The organism is Ramlibacter alkalitolerans (assembly GCF_016722765.1).
GTDB classification, from domain to species: domain Bacteria; phylum Pseudomonadota; class Gammaproteobacteria; order Burkholderiales; family Burkholderiaceae_C; genus Ramlibacter; species Ramlibacter alkalitolerans.
In genome coordinates this window covers 540758-560729 of the sequence record NZ_JAEQND010000001.1, presented here as the reverse complement: position 1 = coordinate 560729, position 19972 = coordinate 540758, and the positions used below count along the sequence as shown (strand labels likewise).

The 19972-nt window shown below is 72.2% G+C and carries 19 protein-coding genes; 3 read left to right on the top strand and 16 right to left on the bottom strand.

The window, feature by feature from the left end; all coding sequences use genetic code 11:
- From JI746_RS02670 to JI746_RS02595, 16 genes are all read right to left on the bottom strand, one after another.
- Positions 1 to 384, bottom strand: coding sequence for a GPW/gp25 family protein (locus JI746_RS02670; RefSeq protein ID WP_236599486.1), 384 nt, complete (start codon positions 382 to 384; stop codon positions 1 to 3).
- Positions 385 to 388: 4 nt separating this feature from the next.
- The gene (locus tag JI746_RS02665) at positions 389 to 1945 is read right to left on the bottom strand and encodes a hypothetical protein (protein WP_201687217.1); all 1557 of its coding nucleotides are present in this window, start codon (positions 1943 to 1945) and stop codon (positions 389 to 391) included.
- A gap of 7 nt (positions 1946 to 1952) precedes the next feature.
- A complete protein-coding gene (locus tag JI746_RS02660) occupies positions 1953 to 2639 on the bottom strand; it encodes a phage baseplate assembly protein V (protein WP_201687216.1) in 687 nt (228 codons plus the stop codon).
- A gap of 5 nt (positions 2640 to 2644) precedes the next feature.
- Positions 2645 to 3730, bottom strand: coding sequence for a phage late control D family protein (locus tag JI746_RS02655; RefSeq protein WP_201687215.1), 1086 nt, complete (start codon positions 3728 to 3730; stop codon positions 2645 to 2647).
- A 9-nt stretch (positions 3731 to 3739) separates the two neighbouring features.
- On the bottom strand, positions 3740 to 3904 hold the full coding sequence (locus tag JI746_RS02650) for a hypothetical protein (RefSeq protein ID WP_201687214.1): 165 nt from the start codon (positions 3902 to 3904) through the stop codon (positions 3740 to 3742).
- Positions 3905 to 3906: 2 nt separating this feature from the next.
- A complete protein-coding gene (locus JI746_RS02645; RefSeq protein WP_201687213.1) occupies positions 3907 to 4932 on the bottom strand; it encodes an MGMT family protein in 1026 nt (341 codons plus the stop codon).
- On the bottom strand, positions 4932 to 5402 hold the full coding sequence (locus tag JI746_RS02640; RefSeq protein ID WP_201687212.1) for a phage tail protein: 471 nt from the start codon (positions 5400 to 5402) through the stop codon (positions 4932 to 4934). The genes JI746_RS02645 and JI746_RS02640 overlap by 1 nt, the downstream gene beginning before the upstream one ends.
- Entirely contained in the window at positions 5399 to 6976 is a 1578-nt protein-coding gene (locus JI746_RS02635) for a phage tail protein (RefSeq protein ID WP_201687211.1), read from the bottom strand. The genes JI746_RS02640 and JI746_RS02635 overlap by 4 nt, the downstream gene beginning before the upstream one ends.
- A gap of 22 nt (positions 6977 to 6998) precedes the next feature.
- Positions 6999 to 7442, bottom strand: coding sequence for a phage tail protein (locus JI746_RS02630; protein WP_201687210.1), 444 nt, complete (start codon positions 7440 to 7442; stop codon positions 6999 to 7001).
- A gap of 12 nt (positions 7443 to 7454) precedes the next feature.
- Positions 7455 to 9239, bottom strand: a complete 1785-nt coding sequence (locus JI746_RS02625; protein ID WP_201687209.1) for a phage tail sheath subtilisin-like domain-containing protein — start codon at positions 9237 to 9239, stop codon at positions 7455 to 7457.
- A gap of 56 nt (positions 9240 to 9295) precedes the next feature.
- Entirely contained in the window at positions 9296 to 10108 is an 813-nt protein-coding gene (locus JI746_RS02620) for a hypothetical protein (protein ID WP_201687208.1), read from the bottom strand.
- Positions 10105 to 10704 (bottom strand): DUF4255 domain-containing protein, encoded by a 600-nt coding sequence (locus tag JI746_RS02615; protein ID WP_201687207.1) that lies wholly within the window; start codon positions 10702 to 10704, stop codon positions 10105 to 10107. Before JI746_RS02615 ends, JI746_RS02620 begins: the two co-directional genes overlap by 4 nt.
- A 4-nt stretch (positions 10705 to 10708) precedes the next feature.
- Positions 10709 to 10978 carry a hypothetical protein gene (locus JI746_RS02610; protein ID WP_201687206.1) on the bottom strand — a complete coding sequence of 90 codons (270 nt, stop codon included), beginning with the start codon at positions 10976 to 10978 and terminating at the stop codon, positions 10709 to 10711.
- A 193-nt stretch (positions 10979 to 11171) separates the two neighbouring features.
- Positions 11172 to 12236, bottom strand: a complete 1065-nt coding sequence (locus JI746_RS02605) for a sigma 54-interacting transcriptional regulator (RefSeq protein ID WP_236599485.1) — start codon at positions 12234 to 12236, stop codon at positions 11172 to 11174.
- A gap of 252 nt (positions 12237 to 12488) precedes the next feature.
- On the bottom strand, positions 12489 to 13415 hold the full coding sequence (locus tag JI746_RS02600) for a peptidoglycan-binding protein (RefSeq protein ID WP_201687205.1): 927 nt from the start codon (positions 13413 to 13415) through the stop codon (positions 12489 to 12491).
- A gap of 152 nt (positions 13416 to 13567) precedes the next feature.
- Positions 13568 to 13975, bottom strand: a complete 408-nt coding sequence (locus JI746_RS02595; protein ID WP_201687204.1) for a MarR family winged helix-turn-helix transcriptional regulator — start codon at positions 13973 to 13975, stop codon at positions 13568 to 13570.
- Positions 13976 to 14070: 95 nt separating this feature from the next.
- Here JI746_RS02595 and JI746_RS02590 point away from each other — a divergent pair, with 95 nt between their 5' ends.
- The 3 genes from JI746_RS02590 to JI746_RS02580 are packed head-to-tail and all read left to right on the top strand — an operon-like array spanning position 14071 to position 19884.
- A complete protein-coding gene (locus JI746_RS02590; protein ID WP_201687203.1) occupies positions 14071 to 15870 on the top strand; it encodes a thiamine pyrophosphate-requiring protein in 1800 nt (599 codons plus the stop codon).
- A gap of 7 nt (positions 15871 to 15877) precedes the next feature.
- Positions 15878 to 16978, top strand: a complete 1101-nt coding sequence (locus JI746_RS02585) for an enolase C-terminal domain-like protein (RefSeq protein ID WP_201687202.1) — start codon at positions 15878 to 15880, stop codon at positions 16976 to 16978.
- Positions 16975 to 19884, top strand: coding sequence for an FAD-binding and (Fe-S)-binding domain-containing protein (locus JI746_RS02580; RefSeq protein ID WP_201687201.1), 2910 nt, complete (start codon positions 16975 to 16977; stop codon positions 19882 to 19884). The genes JI746_RS02585 and JI746_RS02580 overlap by 4 nt, the downstream gene beginning before the upstream one ends.
- Positions 19885 to 19972 lie beyond the last annotated feature (88 nt).

Sequence of the window (19972 nt, the reverse complement as noted above, 5' to 3'; positions counted from 1 at the left end):
TCAGCCCTCCAGGTCCACCGAGACGTTCAGGGCCGCGGCCTCGCCGGTGCGCGCCAGCCGGTAGGCGATCTCCACCCGCACCTGGCTGGCGTCGTTCTCGACCTCCCACACCTCCACGCCATCGAGCAGGATGCGGCGCTCCCACTGCGTGAGCGCGTCGCGCACCAGGTCGCGCATCTCGCGCCGCGTCGCCACCGTGTTGGGCGCGTGCAGCAGGCGCTCGAGCCCGCCACCGAACTCGGGGCGCATCAGCTGCTCGCCGGGCCGGGTGCTGAGGATCGCGCGGATGCCGTCGCGCACGCTCTTCGCCAGCTCCGGCCATGCGAGCTCGCCGTGGTCGTCGGGCAGGGGCAGCAGCGGCCAGCCGATCAGGGGACGGTTCATGGCATCACCCCTTCGGCGGGATCTTCGGGAACGGCAGGCAGATCTTCATGGAGAAGAGCCAGCCGAACACCAGGTTGAACAGCGTGAGGAAGATGTTCAGCACCAGGAAGGCGCAGATCGTGATGATCGGGATGTTGAAGCCGCAGATCCACGTGAGCCCCAGGCTGCTGCTCTTGCCGCCGCCGGCCAGCAGGTCCTTGGTGCTGCCGGAGAGCAGGCTTTGCAGCGAAGGCGGCACCACGAACGCCACGTTGGGCTTGAGGGCGGCCAGCAGGTTGCGGTCGGACGGATCGGGCAGCGCGATCTGCACCGGCGGCGCGCCGGCGCCCTCGTACCACGCAGCGATCACGAAGGCATCGCTCGGCTCGCTCCAGACGATGCGGGCGGGGCACGGCCCTTCCGGCTTGAGGCGGACGAAGGCGCGCAGCTGGTAGCGGGCCTGCGGCTCGTCGAAGCGGCCGGCCTTGGCCTTCATCGCGACGAAGCGCGCCCGCATGGCGGCGTGCAGGGCGTCGGCGAGCTCGCCGGCCGTTCGACCATCCATCGCCGGCCAGGATTCGGGCATTTCCGGCGCGTCGGCGGCCTCGCCCCTCAGCACGATGCGCTGCGCGGCCAGCAGGAAGGTGTCGGCCCGGACCGTCTCGCGCTGCTGGTTCACGTTCCGCTGCTTCAGCGGCAATTGCAGCCGCTGCAGCGCCTGCAGCGCCGGATGCGTCGGCGCGGCAAACGCATCGAATTCGCTGGCGAGCTGGCGCAGCAGCAGGACGAAGCGGCGCAGCTTGAGGTCGGCGCCGGCCTGCTCGCTGTCGGCCAGCCAGCTGGCGGCAAGGCGCTCGCCGACACGGGGCAGGTCCATGGCTTCCCCGCGCAAGCCCTCGACCAGGTGGTCGCGGAAGGCCTGCGAGCGCGGGCCGAAGTCGACGCCGGGGGCGGCGCCGAAGTCGGCGTCGGCTTCGCCGATCTCGCCGCTCACCGTCGGCACGTTGCCGTAGTACAGCGTGCGGCCGGCGTCGGCGCACACGTCCGGCGGCGCGACGTACAGCGGGATCACGTCTTCCTCCAGCAGGCTGTCGGCGTCCTCGCGCCGGAAGCCGGCGAGCTGGCGGTCGATGTCGGCCACGCCGGTCCATTGCCGGTCGGCGCGCCGCGCCGCCGCCGGATCGGCATCCGCACCGCCGACGCGCGCGAGAGGCAGCCAGCCGCGGATCCGCCCCTTCGACCGCATCCAGCCCTCCGGCCGGTCGCCGGCGCCGATGCGGCGCAGCACCATGCCCGCGGCCTGCACGCGCGCCGGAGCGATCCGCGGCTCGCCGGGTGTGTCGCACCAGGCCTCCACCAGCGCGAGGTGGAACTGGCGCTGGATCGGCTGGAACAATTTGAGGTGACCGCTGCCGTCGCTGGCCTGCGCCCGCAGCGCGCGCAGGCGGTCCTCGCCGGCGGGGCTGCGCAGGTCGTCCAGCGTGGCGGGGATGAAGTCGTCGTCGGTGCGCTGCAGCAGCCAGGGTTGCAGGCTGCGGCGCAGGCCGCGCGGCGCACCGACGATCACCGGATGGTGGGCCATCGCATCCTCACCAGACGTTGCCCGCGCCGGGCGTGTAGCTGCTGCTGATCACGGCGTTGGTCTGCAGCACGTCGCACTTGACCATCCCGGAGAACTTCGAGATGGCGGCGTCGACCGTGACCATGCCCGCGCTCACCGCGACGCTGGAGGCCTGCACCGTGACCTTGGCGGCCGCCTGGATGGTGATGCCCGCGGTTTCGAGCTTGATGCTGTTGCCGTTGCTGTCCTCGATGGTCACCGCGCCGGGGCCGTCCTGCAGCGTGAGCTTGCAGCCGCCGGGCGTTTCGAGCTGCAGCTTCTCCTGGCCGCTGCGGTCCTCCAGCGTCACGACGATGCCGTTCTTCGACTTGATGCACTTGGTCTGGTTCTGCCCGCCGGAGAGGCTCGCCGGCGGGGTGGCGCTGCCGTTCCACACGCCGCCCAGCACCAGGGGATGGCGCGGGTCGCCCTGCACGAAGACCACCAGCACTTCGTCGTCGACGTCGGGCAGGAAGAACACGCCGCGGTCCTTGCCGGCGAAGGGCGCCACGACGCGCGCCCACATGGGCGCGTCCTGCTGCGCGACGGCGTCGAAGGCGAGCAGCCGCACCTGCACCCGGTTCATGCCCTCGGGGTCGTTCAGCGAAACGACGCGCGCCAGCAGGCCGGAGGCGGCCCAGGCGGGCGGGGCGGGGAACACGAGGTCGCGCTGCATGGTGGTCAGCTCCCCAGGTAGGCGCACTCGGCGCTGAACTCGGTGCGGTAGCCCTGCGTCATGTCGAACAGGTGGCAGGCGCGCACGACGTAGTAGGTGTTGTCGAACTGCGGCGAGATGCCGGCCAGGCGCACGCTGCAGCCGACGCGCAATTGCGCATTCCCCTCGGCGACGCCTTCGGCGCGCACGAAGCGGCGGGCGCGCTGGTCGAGCGCGGCTTCGGCAACCGCACGCGCTTCGTCGCTGGCGAACACCGCCGGCGCGGCCAGGTGCTCGCTGCGCGTTCCGAAGACCTCCTGCGCCCAGGCAAGGCCGCTCTTGCCGCGGCCGGGGCCGGCGTTGGCGAGGGCCGAGGCCTCGCCCTTCACCGCCGTGCCGTCTTTCGCGTTCCAGCCCGACACGGTGGCGGCCGTGGCCTGGTCGGCGAGGTCCGCCGTGATGCGCACGCGCGCCAGCTGGCTGTACAGCGTGAGTTCGATGGTGCCGCGCTGCACGTCCTTGCGCGGCGAGACCTGCAGCCGGTTGCCCACCACCTGCAGGTCGGCGTCGAAGCGCGCGAGCAGGCGGCGCAGGAACGCCAGGTCGGTTTCGTCCAGCTGCGCCCAGGTGCCCTGGGGCGAAGTCAGGCCGCTGACGCTGGGCGTGAGCGACAGCTCGCCGGCGATGGCGTTCACGACATCGGCAGGCGACACCTGCGTGTAGACCTTGCTGCGGCGCGCGCGGCGCGCAGCGCCGAGCGCGTCTTCGGCCAGCACCACGAGTTCGGGCGGCGTGCCGTAGTTGCAGACCATCTCCAGCGCGCTGACGCGGCCCTTGAAGATCTCGCGCGGGCTCGCCTCGTCACCGGCGTACACCGCCAGCTCCGCGCCCAGTCTCAGCGTCGAGCTCGCATCGAAGGCCAGCTCCGCGCGGCCGCCACCGGTCGCCACCCAGTTCGTCACCTTGAGCTCCAGCCGGCTCATGCCGCCCTCGGATTCGTCCAGCTTCATGGAAGTGAGCAGGGCGGACAGGCGCGCATCCGCCTGGCCCGCGATGCGCAGCGTGGGGCGGGCGCTGAAGATGGCGGAGCGGCTGACGCTGGTCTCGGGCATGGAAGTCCTTCAGCGGTCGCAGGTGCGCGCTTCGCGCTCGGCGCGCAGGCGCAGCAGTTGTTCGAGCTGCGCGCCCAGGTCGGGGCCCGCTGCCGGCGGGGCGGGTTCGGCCGGTGCTTCGGTGCGCGGTTCGCGCTCGATGTCGGCGGAGACTTCCTCGAAGGTGATCGGCATGTTCAGCTCCCGAAGCCCAGGCGGGCATGCAGGTCGGCGCCGGCGCCGACGTCGGCGCTCAGGCTGCCGCCCGCGGTGACCACGGCGCGGCCGCCCGGCCCGAACGACGCGGCACCCGAGACCGGCGATGGCGGCAGCAGCACCGCACGCGCATCGGCGACGTTGACACCGACGCTCGGGGGGCTCACCCGCAGGCTGGCGAAAGGGGCACCCGCGGTGGCAGTGAGCGCCGCGCCGATGCCAGCGCCGGCCGCGAGCGACACACCCGCGCCGCCACCGATCGAGAGTCCGGCACCGCCCCCGAGCGACACGCCCGCCCCGCCGCCGATCGACAGGCCGGCGCCGGCACCGGCCGAGAAATCGGCCGCCGCTGCGAGGCTGATCTCCCCGCCGACCGACAGCCCCGCGCCGGCGCCGAAGCGCAGGCTCCCGGCGCCATTGGCCCCTGCGATCGCGCGGGCCGCGCGCGGATCGCCCAGCGCGCTGGCCACGTCAGCGGCGCCGCGGCCCGGCGGCGCCGCGACCGGCTCGGGCTGCGCGCTGCGGTCCACCGCCGGGGCCGGGTTGCGGTTGCTCTGGAACTCCACGTCCTGGCTGCCCAGGGTGAGGTTGATGCTGGAGCGCAGCGGCACGCCGGTGGCGGAGAAGAAGTCCAGCGTCTCCTTGAACTGCTCCACCACGCCCTTGAAGCTGTAGCTGCCCCAACCGAATTCGACCTTGGGCGCGAACTTCTTGGAACCATCCTTCGCGGGCTCGAGCAGGCCGGCGATGTTGGCCGTGACGTCGCGCACCGAGGCGCCGGTTTCGGTGGTGTCGAACACCAGCGTCATGGTCAGCTTGGCACTGCTCTTCTTGACGAACTGGCGCGCGCCGTTGTTGCCGTTGCGGTCGTCGAACTCGTTGGTGATCGTGTATTCGAGCGAGGCCGGATTGAACTGCACGTCGAACGGCGGCCGGCCGGCACCGGTGCCTTCGAGGACCTTGAAGGTGGCCGAGGCCACCGTGGGTGCGTCGGGCAGCCAGGCCATCACGCGCCTCCATCGAGCAGGCGCAGGCCTTCGTGCGCCAGGTGCAGTTCCTCGATGCCGATCTCGGCGCCCTTGGCGTTGAGGTCGGCCGCCTTGAACTTCACCGGCAGGCAGCGGTCCAGCCCCCAGGTGAGCACCGTGCGGCCCTGCCCGTCCTGCACCGCGATCTCCGCGGCGAGCCGGTACGCGTAGGCGCCGCCGGCCACCATCTGGAACCAGCGGAACAGGTCGCGCGTGCGCGTCATGCCGCGCTTGAGGACCACGGTGGCGAAGCTCACCTGGCCCGGCCGCTGGGTGGCGCCGTAGTTGGCGCCGCCGGCCTTGATCACCTTGGGCTCCATGGTGGCCTCCAGGCCGCTGCATTCCGAGAACGAGCCGCTGCACACGTCCACGGCGCCGCTGCCGCCGCCCACGCGCTTGAAGCTCACCTCGAAGCGGAAGACATGCATCGGAAGGGAGCCGTCGCTCATGCGGCCTCCGCAACGGGCGTCCCGACACTGGCGGCGTGCGCCAGCTTGAGGACGACCGTGATGCGTTCGATGGCCATCGCGGGCCGCACCTGCACGACCACCACGAGCCGGCCGGCATCGAGGTCGTTCTGCGTCATCGTCGTGCGGTCGCAGCGGACGCTGAACGCTTCGGCCATGCTGTTGCCGCCGAACGCGCCTTCGCGCCAGAAGCCTTCCAGCAGGTCCTCGATCGTGCCGCGCAGGCGCGCCCACAAGCGCTCGCCGTTCGGCTCGAACACCGCCGCGTCTCCGGCCGTGCGGGCCGCACGCAGGATGGCGGCGATCAGCCGGCTGGCGCCGCCGAAGCGCCAGGGTTCCTGCGCGGAGGTGGTGACGTCCGACTGCAGGGTCCAGCCGCCGGGGCCGGGGGTGAACAGGCAGACGCGGCGCGCGAGCCGGCCGGCGGGGCTCTCGTCGCCCAGGCCCCAGGACGGCACGGGCTCGGCGCCGCCGACGTCGCGCAGCAGCGGAATCGAACGGTCGCCGGCGGCGGAGCGGAACGTGCCTTGCGTCAGCGCGCCGTTGGCGATCAGGCCGGCCAGCACGCCTTCGGCCGGCTCCAGTCCTTCGGGCAGGTCGCCCTCGGCGGCGCGGGTGCGCAGCCACGGCCAGGCGAACTGCAGCAAGGCCTCGGCCGGCCGGCCCTGGCGCGTGTCTTCCGCCACGGCGCTGCGCAGCACGCCTACCTGCTGCAGGTACGCAAGCAACTCGGCCTGCGCGTGCACCTTGGCAGGGCCATGCGTGGTGTTCAGCGGCAGCGGCAGCGCTGCGACCAGCATCGTGGCGCGCTGCTGCGCCGCGAGGAAGTCGCGCGCCGCCCGGAGCGCGGCCCACCAGCGGCGGTAGCCGGTGTGGTGCAGGCGCGGCGCGGCGATGCGGTGCAGCGGGGTGTCCTGCGCCGGCGGCGCTTCGACGTCGCAGGGGGCGAAGCCTTCCGGTACCGGCGCGAGGCGCGGCAGCGGCTCGGGCGGGGGCGGCAGCGGCGCGCAGGCATCGACCAGGTCGGGCAGGAGCAGCAGGCTGTCGTCCGGCAGGCCGTGCAGGTGGTGCAGGCCCTGCCAGGTGGACGGGTCGTGCGGCTCGAAGCTGCGGTCGTGCGGCAGCAGCAGGTCCAGCCGCTGCGGCCGCCGGCGCACGCGCTGCGCGCTCGCTTCCAGGTAGGGCCAAGGATCGCCGACGCGCACGATGATCGCCTTGCGGCCGCCGCGGGCGAAGAAGCTGCGAACGGCGGCACCGAGGTAGCTCGCGCAGAAGCGCCGCCGGGCGGCATCGAGCGGCCGCCGGTCCCAGTCGTAGTAGCGGTCGAACAGGTGCCAGCTGTCGAGGGCCAGCGGCACGTTCAGCAGACTCTCGATCTGCGCGGCCGGGCGCCGCCACGGCCCGTTCACCCACCCGGCCGCCTCCAGCTGCGCCAGCAGGGCCGGCGGCAGCGGCCGGCCCGGGCGGCGGCCGACGAAGCCCACGAAGCAGGCGACGTCGGTGCGCTGCAGGTCCGCTGGAGCGGATGTGACCGCGGGTTCGAACACGAGGCTCATGGAAGGCGCTCCGCGCGGCTTCTCAGGTCGCCAGTTCCAGCGCTTCGGCCGAGAGCACCACTTCCTCCATGGCGACGTCGCCGCCGCCCTTGCCCGCCAGCGTCGGGCCGGTGTACTTCATGGGGACCACGCCGCGCAGCACCCAGGTCTGCACCGGCTTCTGCGCCTCGTCCAGCAGCGTGATGGTCACGCTCTTCTGCGCCTCCGGCCCCTTGGTGCGCGTGGCCGCGATCCAGTCGAACAGGGTCTTCGAGTTAAGGATGCCGCGCTTGAGCGTGACGTCGGTGACCTTGTGCACGCCGGCGACCTTGCGCACGTGGTTCTCCTTGTCGTTGCCGAAGCGGTATTCGGCGATCGTGGCCTCGGTGCCTATGCCCGAGACGTCGGAGAAGCCGCCGAAGGCCTCGCCGCCGTCGAAGTTGACGACGAAGTTGAAGGCGCCGTAGGGGGTGGTGCGGGTGGCCATGGCGGCTGCTCCTTACGCGGCGTCGGCCGTCTTCTGGCCGATGCGGAAGATCACGAATTCGGCCGGCTTGATGATCGCCACGCCGATCAGGCAGACGAGGCGGCCGTTGTCCAGGTCGTTCTGCGTCATGGTGCTGCGGTCGCAGCGCACGAAGAAAGCCTGGTCCACGGTGGTGCCGAGCAGCGCGCCGTTGCGCCACTCGTTGTAGAGGAAGTCCGCGATGGTCTGGCGCACGTTGGCCCACAGGCGCTCGCCATTGGGCTCGAACACCGCCCACTGGGTGCCGCGGTCGATCGAGGCCTCGAGGTAGTTGAAGTAGCGCCGGTCGGAGACGTATTTCCATTCCGGGTCGCTGGAGGCCAGCCGCGCGCCCCATACGCGGTAGCCGCGGCCGCTCAGGTAGCGCAGGCAGTTCACGCCCAGGGGATTGAGCAGCTCCTGCTGCGCGAAGTTGACGTCGATCTCGAAGCGCAGCGCGCCGGTGACGACCTCGTTGGCCGGTGCCTTGTAGACGCCGCGCTGGATGTCGTTGCGTGCGTAGATGCCGGTGACGAAGCCGGAGGGCGGCAGCGCGATCTCGCGCGGGATGTCTTCGCGGCCCGGCCGTGCGAGCGGGTTGCTGACCATCACCCACGGGTAGTAGAGCGCCGCGTATTTCGAATCGAAGCGGCCGCGGAAGGTGCGCATGTCGCCCGGCGTCTGCGCGGGCGCGCAGTCGAGGACGGCGATGCGGTAGGCGCGGCGCCGCTCCGCGTGGCCGATCAGGGCGCCGGCAATGGCGGCGCCGTCGGCGTAGGCGCTGCTGCCCGGTGCAGCCACGATGGAGACGTCCTCGATGCCGGTGAGCACCGCCAGGGCTTCGGCGTAGCTGCCGGCCGTGGTCTCGGCGCCCAGCGTGGGCGCGCTGCCGTCGGTGCCGGCGACGCTGCCTTCGCCGCTTCCGAGCAGCAGTTCGCGGCGGCCGTCCGCGTCGTTGGGCACGGCGGGCAGGGCGCGCACGGCGGCGAGCAGCTCGAAGGCGTCGATGTCGGCCCCGATGTCGGCCCACACCAGGTTGGCGAGCGCCTCGGCGCGGCTCTGCGGGTTCTGCGCCAGGACGGTGGCTATCCAGCGCGGGTGCGTGCGCACGAGGCCGAGGTCTTCCCAGGTCTGCACCGTGCCGTCGGCATCGACATCGACGGCGAGCGTGACGATGTTGCCGCTGTCGGCGTTGGCGGGCAGGTCCTCCGGGTCCAGGTTGGCGAAGGACAGCGCGGTGCCGCCGGAGTCGGCCCAAGTCGTGCCGCTGCCGGTGTAGAGCGTCTCGGTGTTGCCGTTCATGAGCGACAGCACACTGCCAGCGGGCGCGGTGCCCAGCGTGCGCACCGTGGCCGGACGGCGCGATTCGCGCAAGCGCACGCGGCCGTTGTACGCCGCGCCGGGGAAGCGGGCGCGCAGGAACGCGAGCTCGCCGTCGGCGCCGCCGGTGCGCAGCCGACCCGCGGCGGTGGCGGCGCCATTGACGGTGCGCATCACGTACAGGCGCGAGCCGCCGTTGTCGAAGTACGCCCGCACGGCATGGGCCACGAAGTTCAGGCGCCGGCGCGCATCCGTCACGTCGGCCAGGCCCAGGTTCTCCAGGCTGCCGTAGATGTGCTCGAAGTCGGTCAGGCTGGTCACCATCTCGGGCACGCCGCCGACGGGGCCGCGCCGCGTCGGGCCGACGAAGGCGGTGGTGCTGGTGCCCACGCCCTCGATGGACTTGGCGCGGAAGCTGGTCTCTTCCACGTACACGCCGGGTGCCAGGTATTCGGGCATGGCCTATCTCCTTTGCATGAAGGGGGAATCGCCGTGGCGAAGCACTCGCGGGGCCTTCATGGCAGGGCGAGCGAAAGGGAAAGGGACTGCGTGCGCGCGGCCGCCAGCGCGATGCCCAGGGTGGCGCGCGGCAGCGTCTCGCGCTGTGCCTCGAGCCGGTCGGGATCCACCCCTGGCAGCACGGCCGGCGAGCGGCCGGCGCGCACATCGTCGATGGGCGTGCGGGTGCCGTCGGCCGGGTCGAACACGGCTTCGAGCTGGGCCTGCAGCTCGGTGACGACCACCGCGTCCGGGTCGTCGGACCAGGTGGTGACCGGCACGCCGGCAACGCCCAGCAAGGCCTCGCCGCGCCAGTCGCTCAAGGCCCGCCCGAGCACCGTGCCGTTGCTGCGTGCGATCAGCAGCGCGCCGCCGAGCGCATCGCCGCTGGCCTGCTCGCGCACCGTCACGCGCAGCACCGCCCAGTTGATCCCCGTGGGCGCGATGGCGGCCGGATAGAGCGGCACCTCGATCGCGCGAAAGAGCGAGCCGGAAGCGGCGGCGTGGGCCGGATCCGGATCGCGCGGCAGGGCCAGCGCGATGCGCCGCGGCAGGTAGGTGCCGCCGGGATCGGCGATGCGCGCTTCGAGATCGGTGATCGATCCCGGCGCGGGCTCCGCCGGCGGCGCGTCGAACGCGCCTTCGTGCGCCGCCAGCGCATCGGCCTGCACGATCACGTACAGGCCGCTGCGATTGCGCTGCACCCGCGCGCCGGCCATCTCCACCCGCAGCGGCGTGGCGATCGTCGCCAGCGTGGCGGCGTCGACGCAGCGCAGCGCGCCCAGCACCCGCCGCTCCTGCCGTTCGAGCTCGCGCACGCGCAGCGTCATCGCACGCCCTCCGCCGGCGCCGCGCTGCCGTAACCGAAGCGCGTCGCCACCACCGGCGCGGCGTCGGTGAACACGTCGGCGTCGAGGCGCACGCGGCGCGCGATGTACGACACCGAGAGCCGGTACGAGGGCTCCAGCGCATCCCAGATCCGCATCATGTCCTCGGTGGACAGCTCGGAAGGGATGATCTGGACCACCTCGTCCGGCGCCCAGCCCGCTTCGCGGGAGAGCGCCGAGGTGTCCAGGATGGGATGCTCATAGAGCTGCCGCATCGCCCAGGTGAGCGGAAGCAGTTCGTCCTGCGCGGTGTTGCCCCAGGCGGTGAGCAGGAAGTGCAGGTCGACGCCCAGCGGCGCCAGTTGCTCGGGCGACATGCGGTCCGGCCGCTGCTGGCGCTGGTGCTCGTTGACGGTCACGCGGTACAGGTAAAGCGTCAGCCGCGTGACGTCCGGCTCCGGCGTGGCCATCTCGCCCGAGGACACCAGGTCGAACGCGCAGTCCGGCATCGCCTGCCCGCCGGCCTGTGCCGGATAGGTGTTGCGCAGCCAGGTCACCAGCGAGTGGCCCACGGAATGGATCGCCTGCAGGTTCGCCATGCGCTCAGGCCTCCCCGCCGGAGCCGTCGCCCTGGCCGGCCTGCGCTGCGAGGCGCCAGACCACCTGGCCGCCGATGCTGTGACTGCTCACCACGCCTTCCTTTTCGAGTTCGGCCAGGGCCTGCTGCACGCATTCCAGTTCCACCTCGCCGTGGCGGGGGACCAGCCACCAGCGCCGGATGCCCTGCGCCGTGTCGGCGGCCCGCGGATGCGCCGCGAAGTGGCCTGCGATCCATCGCGCGACCTCGGAGGAGGTGGGACGCGACGGCTTCATGGAACCACGAGTGCAAGACACGGGCCCGGCGCGCGCGTCGGCGACGGCCTTGCGAATCAGCCACTTGCGCAGGGACTGGGGCGCGCGCGCCCAAGGCGCCGGCGCCGCGGGGAGGGCGCGCACGCCACGGTGCAGGCGCAGGAATGCAAACGCGCCCCGGAGGGCGCGCGTGCTTCTTCAGTGGAGGAGAGCGTCAGGTGCGCGGCGGATCGGCGTCGCGCTGCAGGCCGTACTTCTTCACCAGCTTGCCGAAGCGGCTGCGCTCCTTGCCTGCGAGGCGGGCGGCGAGGCTCAGGTTGCCCTGCGCCCGCTGTAGCAGCTCGTAGAGATAGCGCCGCTCGAACTCCGCGATCACCTGCGCCTTGGCCTGCGCGAAGCCGAGCGCCGTCGTGGGCTCGGCAGGCGTGTGGAAGGGCGCGTTGGCAGCGCGCCCGGGCGCCAGCCCGAGGTCGATCGCATTGCCGCGGGCCCGCAGGAAGCAGCGGTGCACCAGGTGCTCCAGTTCGCGCACGTTGCCGTGCCAGGGATGCGGCCGCTGCAGGGCCTCCCGGCTGGGCGCGTCCAGCTGCCGCTGCACGCCGTAGGTGCGGCACAGGCGCTGCACGAAGACCTGCGCCAGCAGCAGGGCGTCGCCTTCGCGCTGGCGCAGCGGGGGCAGGGCCACGGTCAGCAGGTTGAGGCGGTACAGGAGATCGTGGCGGAACGCGCCGCGCCCGCTGAGCGCATCGAGGTCGGCGTTGCTGGCGGCGACGAGCCGCACGTCGCCGTGCTGGAAGCGGGCGCCGCCCACCGGCCGGTAGCTGTGGTCCTGCACGAAGCGCAGCAGCGCCGCCTGCGCCCGCGGCGAGAGGGCATCCACCTCGTCGAGGAACAGGGTGCCGCCGCTGGCCAGGGAGATCATGCCGCGGGCGTCCTGCTTGGCGTCGGTGAAGGCGCCCTTGACGTGGCCGAACAGCTCGGCCTCGAGCAGGCTGTCGGCGATCGCACCGCAGTTCACCGGCACGAAGGGGCCGCCGCTGCGCGCGCCCAGGTAGTGCAGTGCGCGCGCGGCGAGTTCCTTGCCGGTGCCGGTCTCGCCGCAGATCAGGACGGTGGCGTCGACGCGCGACCACTGCTGCAGGCAGGCGAGCGCATCACGGAAGCAGGGAGAGCGGCCCACCAGGTCGAGCGCAGCCCAGTCGGGCTCGGCTTCGTCCTGGTCGGCGACCGGGCAGCGGGACGAAGGCGCAGTCATCGACTGCCCGTTGGCTGGACGCATGGTGTTCACCCCCCACCCCTTGTTCGAGAACGATGCTAGCACCGGGCCCGGGACGCTCCAACCGTCTGGACGGCGGAGGCGCGCGCCGCCGCTGCCGTTCGCCGGGCAGCGGCATCGCTTTGTAACCTCGGTGGCATGGCGCCTCCTCGTACGCTATGCGTCTTCGCGCTTCGCGCGCGCAGGCGAGGGGCCGAACTTAGTCACATCACCTAAACGCGCAGCCGGACGCACTTGACGCAGGCGCACGTCTTCTCAGTGCGCCGGCAGGAGTGCCAGGCCCCAGGTGGAGACCTTGTAGTTCACGCCGTGCACCGTGCCGGCGCCGGTGGCGATGCACATGCGCCGCGCGAGCACGTCGGCGCGGTACTGCGGCCGGCTCACCGCCTGCGCGACCGCATTGGCCAGCAAGGGCAGCCGGTCCCCTTCGGTGCTGCCCGCGGCGAAGCCCTGCGCCGCCTCGAAGACCGAGGGCTTGACACTGCCGCTTTGCACGTGCGTGTCGAAGCACAGGGCGATGCCGCGTTCGGTCTGCAGGCCCAGGCGCTGCGCCGAGCGCAGCGCCGGCTCGAAGTACTTGTGCTGCGCCGCCTCGACCTGCACCTGCTGCGTGACGGGCAGGGCGCCCAGGCGGGTGAACACCTGGACCCAGGCGGGAGGCAGGTGCGCCTTGCCGGCACCCATGCTGATGCTGTCGGCCCAGGCGATCTGGTCGGCGAGCGGCCTGGCCATCACGCCGCGCCACGTGGCCGCCAGCGCGCCGAAGGCCTGGTCGACCGTGCCCGGTGCGCGGTTGTCGATCTCGTGCAGCAGGCGCTGCAGTTCACCGCCGGCCAGCGTGAAGCCGATGATGCCCCAGGTGATGCCGGCGCCGTCGAAGTTGCCCTGGGCCAGGCCGAAGCCATGGCCCTCGAAGTCCGCCGTGAGCTGGAGCGCCCGCTCGAACAGCGAGGGCACCTCCGTATGCAGTGCCGCGGTCCAGGTCGGCGCGTCGACCTCGCCGGTGGCGGCGAGCCGGCGCTCCGCCTGCAGCTTGCGCACGGCCGCCGCCGTCTTTTCGCCGAAGTCGCCATCGGCGAACCTGGCCAGCACGGCGGGCGCGAACCCCTGGTCCTGCAGGGCCTGCTGCAGCCGCACGACGACGTTGCCCCGGCAACCGCGGGAGAAGTAGCTTCGTTCCATGATGGGGTCCTTGCAGGGTGGAGGAGGAGGCTGCAAGGTAAGCGCCGCGATCGGGGCACGCAGGTGCGCTTTCGTACCTCCGGCGCCGGTCCGCCGCGGCGCGCGTGCATTTCGCACGCGCCGGCCGCTTCAACGAGTCAACGTTGCGGCGCTCAGGTCCGCCGCGGCCGCGCGGCGACATGCGCCAGCAGCGAATCCAGCTCGTCCTCCAGGGTGAAGGCCACGGCCTGCACCACGGCGCGGCCCTTGCGCGTGCAGTGGACCTGCACGTGGCGGCGGTCCTCCTCGCTGGCCCGCCGCTCGACCAGGCCGGCGGCCTCGCAGCGCGACACCAGGCCGACAGTGCTGTGATGCTCCAGTTGCAGCCGCTCGGCCAGCTCGTTCACGTGGGCCCAGGTGCGCCCCGGCGCGCCCTCGACATGCAGGAGCAGCAGGTATTGCGCGAAGGTGATCCCGCGCTCGCGCGCCGCCTGTTCGCCGTGGCGCTCGAAGCGGCGCAGCTGGTAGCGGAAGGCGGACCGGGCTTCGAGCTCGGCCTTGTTAAGAAGCCGCTGCGTCATGACGAGATGATCCGAACGAGCCCCCCTGCTGCGGGTCTGTGCTGAAATATAACTCGCATTGCGATACATCTCGCAGTGGACGCAGGGAGAAGGACATGGCGGCGACGGTCAGCGATCAGGTCCTGCAAAGGCTGCATGCCTGGGGCGTGCGCCGGGTCTTCGGCTATCCGGGCGACGGCATCAACGGCTTCCTGGGGGCCTTCGACCGCATGGGCGAGGAGCTGCGCTTCATCCAGGCGCGGCACGAGGAACTCGCGGCCTTCATGGCCTGCGCGCATGCCAAGTTCACCGGCGAGATCGGCGTGTGCATCGCCACTTCCGGCCCGGGCGCGATCCACCTCCTCAACGGCCTGTACGACGCCAAGGCGGACCACCAGCCGGTGCTGGCGATCGTCGGCCAGGCGGCCCGCGCCGCCATGGGCGGCGACTACCAGCAGGAGGTGGACCTCGCCAGCCTGTTCAAGGACGTCGCGCACGAGTACGTGCACACGGCGATGGTCCCCGAGCAGGTGCGCCATCTGGTCGACCGCGCCGTGCGCATCGCGCTCGACCAGCGCACCGTGACCTGCCTGATCTTCCCGCACGACGTGCAGGAGCTGGAGGCTGTGCCGGAGCCGCCGCGCGAGCACAGCACGGTGCACAGCGGCATCGGGCGCACCATGCGCGCCCGCGTGCCGGACGCTGCCGGCGTGCAGGCGGCGGCCGACGTGCTCAATGCCGGCAGCAAGGTCGCGATCCTCGCCGGTGCCGGCGCGCTGCACGCGACCGACGAACTGCTCGCGGTCGCGGACGTGCTGGGCGCCGGCATCGCCAAGGCGCTCCTCGGCAAGGCGGCGGTGCCCGACGACGTGCCGCATGTCACCGGTTCGATCGGCCTGCTCGGCACGCAACCGAGCTGGGATCTGATGGAAGGCTGCGACACGCTGCTGATGGTCGGCACCAGCTTTCCCTATTCGGAATTCCTGCCGGCCGAAGGCAAGGCGCGCGCGGTGCAGATCGACCTCGACGGCCGCAAGCTGGCGCTGCGCTATCCGTCGGAGGTCAACCTCGTGGGCGACAGCCGCGAGACGCTGCAGGCCCTGTTGCCGCTGCTGGCGCGCAAGTCCGATCGCGGCTGGCAGCAGTCCATCGAGGAAGGCGTGCGCCGCTGGTGGGAGGTGGCGCAGGCGCGGGCGATGAACGAGGCCGATCCGGTCAATCCGCAGCGCTTCTTCTGGGAGCTGTCGCCGCGCCTGCCCGAGCGCTGCATCCTGACCTGCGATTCGGGGACCTCCGCTGCCTGGTACGCGCGCGACCTGAAGATCCGCCGCGGCATGCAGGCCTCGCTCTCCGGCGGACTGGCCACCATGGGGCCGGCCGTGCCTTACGCGCTGGCCGCCAAGCTGGCGTCGCCCGACCGGCCGGTGATCGCGATCACGGGTGACGGCGCCATGCAGATGATCGGCATCAACGGGCTCGTCACGCTCGCGGAGCGCTTCAAGGACTGGGCCGACCCGCGCATCGTCGTCGTGGTGCTGCACAACGGCGACCTGAACATGGTGACCTGGGAGCAGCGCATCATGGGCGGCGACCGCCGTTTCGACGACTCGCAGCTGCTGCCGAAATTCCCCTTCGCGGAGTACGCGCGCATGCTGGGCCTCGGCGGTGTGCGCATCGACAAGCCGGAGCAGATCGTCCCGGCGATCGAGCAGGCGCTTGCCGCCGACCGCCCCACGCTGCTCGAAGTGGTCACCGATCCCAACGTGCCGCCGCTGCCGCCGCATGTCTCCGCCAAGCAGACCAAGGCCTACCTCAAGGCGCTGCTGCACCGCGATCCGGAGTCCCTGGCCATGGTCAAGGCCACGGCCAGGGAATGGTGGGACGGCATCCGGGCCGGCAAGGGGCAGGACAAGTAGGCGGCCCATGCCAGTGCCGGACGTGCCGCTCGCCGCAGTGACGGCGAGCGCCTACCGCATCCCGACCGATGCGCCCGAATCCGACGGCACCTTCGCGTGGGACGCCACCACGCTGGTGCTCGTGCAGGCGCAGGCGGGCGGCCACACGGGCATCGGCTACAGCTATACCGATGCGGCCGCGGCCACCCTGGTGAACGGTTCGCTGGCCGCGCTGCTGCGCGGGCGCGATGCGCTCGCCACCGGGACCCGGTGGTCCGACATGGTCGCCGCGGTGCGCAACGTCGGCTGCAACGGCATCGCCGCCATGGCGATCTCCGCCGTCGATGCGGCGCTGTGGGACCTCAAGGGCAAATTGCTGGATGTCCCCGTCATCGACCTGCTCGGGGGCGCGGCCCGGCCGGCGATTCCCGCGTACGGCAGCGGCGGCTTCACGAGCTACGACGAAGCGACCCTGCAGCGGCAGCTCGCCGGCTGGGCAGCGCAGGGGCTGGCCTACGTGAAGATGAAGGTGGGCCGCGATCCTGCCCGCGATCCGCAGCGGGTGCGCGCCGCCCGCGAGGCGATCGGCCCCGGCGTGCAACTCTTCGTCGACGCCAACGGCGGCTACACGCGCAAGAAGGCGCTGGCGCTGGCGGCCCTGTTCGCCGAAGCCGACGTGCGCTGGTTCGAGGAGCCGGTTTCGTCCGAAGACGTCGCCGGCCTGCGGCTCGTGCGCGACCGCGCGCCGGCGGGCATGGACATCGCGGCGGGCGAATACGGCTGGCGCCCCTCCGACTTCCGCCGGCTGCTGCAAGGCGGGGCCGTCGACGTGCTGCAGGCCGATGCGACCCGCTGCGGCGGGCTGACCGGCTTCCTGCGCGCCGCGGCGCTGGCCGACGCGTTCGGCATTGCGCTGTCCAGCCACTGCGCGCCGGCCTTGCACGTCGCGGCCTGCTGCTGCGCGCCCACGGCGGTGCACCTGGAGTGGTTCCACGACCACGTGCGCATCGAGCGGATGCTGTTCGACGGCGCGCCCGAGCCGGTCGGCGGGCTGCTGGCGCCGGACCGCGCGCGGTCCGGCCTGGGGCTCGTGTTCCGTGCCGCCGACGCCCGGGAGTACGTGCTGTGAGCGGCCCGCCTGGGCTGGCCGCGGCGGTGGACGTCGCCCGGCTGGAAGCCGACCTGCGCGCGCGCGTGCAGGGCGAGGTGCGCTTCGACGCCGGCAGCCGCGCGCTCTATGCGGCCGACGCCTCCAACTACCGCCAGGTGCCGATCGGCGTGGTGATCCCGCGCAGCGTCGAGGACGTGGTGGCCACCGTCGCCGCCTGCCGGGAACACGGCGCGCCGCTGCTGCCGCGCGGCGGCGGCACCAGCCTGTGCGGCCAGTGCTGCAACGTGGCGGTGGTGCTCGATTTCAGCAAGTACCTCAACCGCGTGCTGGAGATCGATCCGCAGCGGCGCATCGCGCGCGTGCAGCCCGGCGCCGTGCTGGACGACCTGCGCGAGCAGGCGCGCGTCCATGGGCTCACCTTCGCGCCCGATCCCGCGACGCACACCCACAACACGCTGGGCGGCATGATAGGCAACAACTCCTGCGGTCCGCACTCGGTGATGGGCGGCGAGACGGTGCACAACGTGCTGGCGCTGGAGATCCTGACCTCCGACGGCCTGCGCATGACGGTGGGCCCGACCGACGCTGCAGCGCAGGACCGGCTGCTCGCGGCCGGCGACCGGCGCGCCGAGATCGCGCGGCGCCTGCAGGCCCTGGCCCAGCGGCACGGCGAGGAGATCCGGCGCCGCTTCCCGCCGATCCCGCGCCGCGTCTCCGGCTACAACCTGCCGGCGCTGCTGCCGGAAAACGGCTTCGACCTCGCCCGCGCGCTCGTGGGCAGCGAAGGCACCTGCGTCATCGTGCTCGAAGCCACGCTGCGGCTGCTGCCCGATCCGCCCGCGCGCACGCTGCTCGTGCTCGGATATCCCAGCGTCTACGAGGCGGCGGACCACGTGCCCGAGGTGATGCGCTCCGGCCCGATCGCGGTCGAAGGCCTGGACGACCGGCTGGTCTCGGACATGAAGCGCACCCACCTGCATCCGAAGGACGTGCAGCTGCTGCCGCCGGGGCAGGGCTGGCTGCTGGTGGAGTACGGTGGTGCAACGCGCGAGGATTCGGATGCGCAGGCGCACCGGCTGATGGAGCAACTGCGCCAGGCGCCAAGTGCGCCGGCGATGAAGATCGTCGACGACCCGAAGATCGAGCAGCACATCTGGCGCGTGCGCGAAGCCGGCCTCGGGGCGACGGCCCACGTGCCGGACCAGCCGATCACCTGGGAGGGCTGGGAAGACTCCTCGGTGCCGCCGGAGCGCCTGGGCGAGTACCTGCGCAAGCTGCGCGCGCTGTTCGAGCGCTACGGCTACGGCTGCGACCTGTACGGCCACTTCGGCCAGGGTTGCGTGCACACCCGCATCGACTTCGACCTGGAGACGGCGGACGGCATCGCGAAGTTCCGGCGCTTCCTGCGCGAGGCGGCGGAGCTCGTGACCAGCCTGGGCGGCTCGATCTCCGGCGAGCACGGCGACGGCCAGTCGAAGGCCGAACTGCTGCCGATCATGTATGGCGAGGACCTGATCCGCGCCTTCGAGGAGTTCAAGGCGATCTGGGACCCGCAGGGTCGCATGAACCCGGGGAAGATCGTGCACGCCGCGCGGGCCGACGAGCATCTGCGCCTGGGCACCGGCTACCGGCCGCAGCCGGTCGAGACGGTGATGCACTTCGTCGACGACGCGGGCGACTTCGGGCGCACGCTGCTGCGCTGCGTCGGCGTGGGCGAGTGCCGCAAGAAGAAGGGCACCATGTGCCCCAGCTACGTGGCCACCGGCGAGGAGATGCATTCCACCCGCGGGCGGGCGCACCTGCTGTTCGAGATGCTCAATGGCGGCCGCGAAGGCGGCGTGCTGGCGGGCGGCTGGCAGGAGCCGGCGGTGAAGGAGGCGCTGGACCTGTGCCTGTCGTGCAAGGGCTGCAAGGCCGAGTGCCCGGTCCACGTGGACCTGGCCGCCTACAAGGCGGAGTTCCTGTCGCACTGGTACGAGCAGCACCGGCGGCCGCTGGCGGCGCACCTGTTCGGCTTCATCGATCGCTGGTCGCGGGTGGCGAGCCATGCGCCCGGCTTGGCCAACGCAGGCATGGGCGCGCTGGCGCCGCTCGTCCGGCGCGCCGCGCACATTGCCCCGCAGCGCACCCTGCCGCGGTTTGCCGCCCGCGCCTTCCGCGCGGATTTCGATGCCGGTGCGCGGCGCAGCGGCGAGCCCGAGGTGATCCTCTGGCCCGACACCTTCAACAACCACTTCCATCCGCAGGTGGCGCACGCGGCGGTGCAGGTGCTGCGGCGCGCCGGCTTCCACGTGCGGCTGCCCCCGGCCGGGCTGTGCTGCGGCCGGCCGCTGTACGAGCACGGCTTCCTGGCGCAGGCGCGCGACTACCTGCAGCGCATCGTCGCGGCGCTCGAGGCCGACCTGCGCGCCGGCACGCCGATCGTGGTGCTGGAGCCGGCGTGCCTCTCGGTGTTCCGGGAGGAGCTGCCGTTGATGCTGCCGCGCGACGAGCAGGCGCATCGCCTGCGGGCGCAGAGCGTGCTGCTGCCGGACTTCCTGCAGCAGCATGCGGGCCGCCTCGAATTGCGGCCGCCCGCGGCCCGCGCCCTGGTGCACGGGCACTGCCACCACAAGGGCGTGCTCGGCTTCGATGCGGAGCTGGGCCTGCTGCGCGAGCGGCTGCGGCTCGAAGTCGACGCGCCGGACACCGGCTGCTGCGGCATGGCGGGCTCCTTCGGCTTCGACGCCGGCAAGGTCGACGTGTCGCTGGCCTGCGGCGAGCGCGTGCTGCTGCCCGCCGTGCGCGCGGCGGCCGAGGACACGCTGGTCATCGCCGACGGTTTCAGTTGCCGCGAGCAGATCGCGCAGTGCACGGGGCGGACGGCGCTGCATGTGGCGGAGGTGGTGGCGCGGGCCTTGCCTGATCGCCCAAGGAATTCGTAGGCTGGCGGTGAGCGCCGAAGGCCGAACCCCAGCGCTTCGCGCACCGCTGGGGTTGCGCTGCGCTCCACCACCAGCCTACGGGATGCGC

Bases quoted from the DNA above. Each gene is read 5' to 3' on its own strand.
- JI746_RS02670 (WP_236599486.1), bottom strand. From the start codon at position 384: ATGAACCGTCCCCTGATCGGCTGGCCGCTGCTGCCCCTGCCCGACGAC.
- JI746_RS02665 (WP_201687217.1), bottom strand. From the start codon at position 1,945: ATGGCCCACCATCCGGTGATCGTCGGTGCGCCGCGCGGCCTGCGCCGC.
- JI746_RS02660 (WP_201687216.1), bottom strand. From the start codon at position 2,639: ATGCAGCGCGACCTCGTGTTCCCCGCCCCGCCCGCCTGGGCCGCCTCC.
- JI746_RS02655 (WP_201687215.1), bottom strand. From the start codon at position 3,730: ATGCCCGAGACCAGCGTCAGCCGCTCCGCCATCTTCAGCGCCCGCCCC.
- JI746_RS02650 (WP_201687214.1), bottom strand. From the start codon at position 3,904: ATGCCGATCACCTTCGAGGAAGTCTCCGCCGACATCGAGCGCGAACCG.
- JI746_RS02645 (WP_201687213.1), bottom strand. From the start codon at position 4,932: ATGGCCTGGCTGCCCGACGCACCCACGGTGGCCTCGGCCACCTTCAAG.
- JI746_RS02640 (WP_201687212.1), bottom strand. From the start codon at position 5,402: ATGAGCGACGGCTCCCTTCCGATGCATGTCTTCCGCTTCGAGGTGAGC.
- JI746_RS02635 (WP_201687211.1), bottom strand. From the start codon at position 6,976: ATGAGCCTCGTGTTCGAACCCGCGGTCACATCCGCTCCAGCGGACCTG.
- JI746_RS02630 (WP_201687210.1), bottom strand. From the start codon at position 7,442: ATGGCCACCCGCACCACCCCCTACGGCGCCTTCAACTTCGTCGTCAAC.
- JI746_RS02625 (WP_201687209.1), bottom strand. From the start codon at position 9,239: ATGCCCGAATACCTGGCACCCGGCGTGTACGTGGAAGAGACCAGCTTC.
- JI746_RS02620 (WP_201687208.1), bottom strand. From the start codon at position 10,108: ATGACGCTGCGCGTGCGCGAGCTCGAACGGCAGGAGCGGCGGGTGCTG.
- JI746_RS02615 (WP_201687207.1), bottom strand. From the start codon at position 10,704: ATGGCGAACCTGCAGGCGATCCATTCCGTGGGCCACTCGCTGGTGACC.
- JI746_RS02610 (WP_201687206.1), bottom strand. From the start codon at position 10,978: ATGAAGCCGTCGCGTCCCACCTCCTCCGAGGTCGCGCGATGGATCGCA.
- JI746_RS02605 (WP_236599485.1), bottom strand. From the start codon at position 12,236: ATGCGTCCAGCCAACGGGCAGTCGATGACTGCGCCTTCGTCCCGCTGC.
- JI746_RS02600 (WP_201687205.1), bottom strand. From the start codon at position 13,415: ATGGAACGAAGCTACTTCTCCCGCGGTTGCCGGGGCAACGTCGTCGTG.
- JI746_RS02595 (WP_201687204.1), bottom strand. From the start codon at position 13,975: ATGACGCAGCGGCTTCTTAACAAGGCCGAGCTCGAAGCCCGGTCCGCC.
- JI746_RS02590 (WP_201687203.1), top strand. From the start codon at position 14,071: ATGGCGGCGACGGTCAGCGATCAGGTCCTGCAAAGGCTGCATGCCTGG.
- JI746_RS02585 (WP_201687202.1), top strand. From the start codon at position 15,878: ATGCCAGTGCCGGACGTGCCGCTCGCCGCAGTGACGGCGAGCGCCTAC.